At 74.6% G+C, this 1,633-nt stretch carries 2 protein-coding genes; both read left to right on the top strand.

All coding sequences use genetic code 11. The features are described 5' to 3' along the window. On the top strand, positions 1–333 hold a 333-nt coding region (locus B7767_RS31105), incomplete at its 5' end, for a helix-turn-helix transcriptional regulator (protein WP_143652719.1). Between the two features lie 4 nt (positions 334–337). Continuing rightward, positions 338–1,633 (top strand): AAA family ATPase (locus tag B7767_RS31100; RefSeq protein ID WP_179167359.1); only part of this gene is annotated, 1,296 nt, incomplete at its 3' end.

The following is a 1,633-nucleotide window of genomic DNA, read 5'->3' as shown; positions in this document are numbered from 1 at the left end:
CCCGACCGCGCGACGGCCGTCGCCGCACCGGTGACGGGCGGAGCCGGCACCGGAAACGCCGGACCGCCCGGCACCGCGGTACGCCGGCCACGCGTTCCCGTGCCCCCGCAGACCCTCGCCGACATACCGGTGCTCGCGTGGCGGAGCCTCTCACCGGGGGAGCGGGCCGCCGCCGCGCTCGCCGTCCGGGGTTTCGCCAACCGGGAGATAGCCGCCGCGCTGTCGGTGACCACCCGCACCGTGGAGCTGCGCCTCAGCGGTGTCTACCGCAAGCTTCGCATCCGGGGGCGCGACGACCTGCGCGCCCTGGTCCAAGGCACGGAGGACGACTGACCGCATGTTGCTGGAGCGCACCACCGAGACGTCCCTGGTCGATGCGGCGCTGGCCGCCGCCGGCCGGGGCAGGTCCTCCCTGATCCTGGTCACCGGCCCGCTCGGCATCGGGAGGTCGGCCCTGCTGCGGTCCCTGCCCGCGCTCGCCGACGGCCACGACGACATCCGGGTGCTGCGGGCCAACGCGGCGCCCATGGAACAGGACTTCGCCTTCGGAGTCGTCAGGCAGCTCTTCGAGAACCTGCTGTCCGAGTCGTCCGAGGACACCCGCGCCCGCTGGATGGACGCCCACGCCTCCTTCGCCCGGCACGTCTTCGCCGACGACAGCGCCTCACCCGGAGCGGACCAGGCCGCCGCGGCCACCGAGGCGGTCCTGCACGGCCTGCTGTCCCTCCTGGCCAACGTCAGCGCCGACGGCAGACTCCTCGTCCTCGTCGACGACCTCCAGTGGTCCGACGTGCCCTCCCTGCGCTGGCTCACCTACCTCGCCAAACGGCTGCACGGTCTGCGGGCCGTCGTCGTGTGCGCCCTGCGCGACGGGGACCCCCGCACCCAGCACACCCTGGTGCGGGAAGTCAGGGAGGCCGCCACCCAGTGCCTGCGGCCCGCGTCGCTCAGCCTCGACGCCACCCGCGAGCTGGTGCGCGAACACTTCGGTGAGCCCGGCGACGACACCTTCGTCCACGCCTGTCACGAGACGGCCGTCGGCAACCCCCTGTTCCTGATGTCCATCCTGCTCGGCATGGAGCACGCCGGTCTGCGGCCGCTCGCCGAACACGCCGACCGGGCACGGTCGCTGCGCCCCTCGCAGTTGCGCGAGCGTCTCGCCGGCATCCTGCGCACCCAGGCCCAGCCGGTCCGTGACCTCGCGGCCGCCATCGCGGTGTTCGGCGACCACGTCGACCCTGACAACGTTGCCCGTCTGGCAGGCCTCGACTCCGTGGGCTACCCGGCGGCGCTGCGCACCCTGGCGGACCTCGGACTCGTCGCCGCGGACGACGAGCCGCGCTTCGTCCACCGGGTCGTACGGGACGCCGTCGAGTCGACCCTGACCATGGTCCGGCGCGAGCAGCTCCACGACGAGGCGGCCGCGCTGCTCTACACCTCCGGCCGCCCCGCCGAGCGGGTCGCCGCGCAGCTCATGGCCGTCGTCACTCGTCACCAGCCCTGGACCGTGGACGTCCTGCGGTCCGCCGCCGACACCGCCCTGCGCCGGGGCGCCCCCGACGCCGCGGCCCGCTACCTGCGGCGCGCCCTTCTCGACAGCGCCGCGCAGGGCACCGACCGGGCCCGCCTGCTC

Source organism: Streptomyces sp. 13-12-16, assembly GCF_002114215.1.
GTDB lineage: Bacteria > Actinomycetota > Actinomycetes > Streptomycetales > Streptomycetaceae > Streptomyces.
Note: the sequence above shows the minus strand (reverse complement) of the source record. Positions and strands in the feature narration are given on the sequence as shown.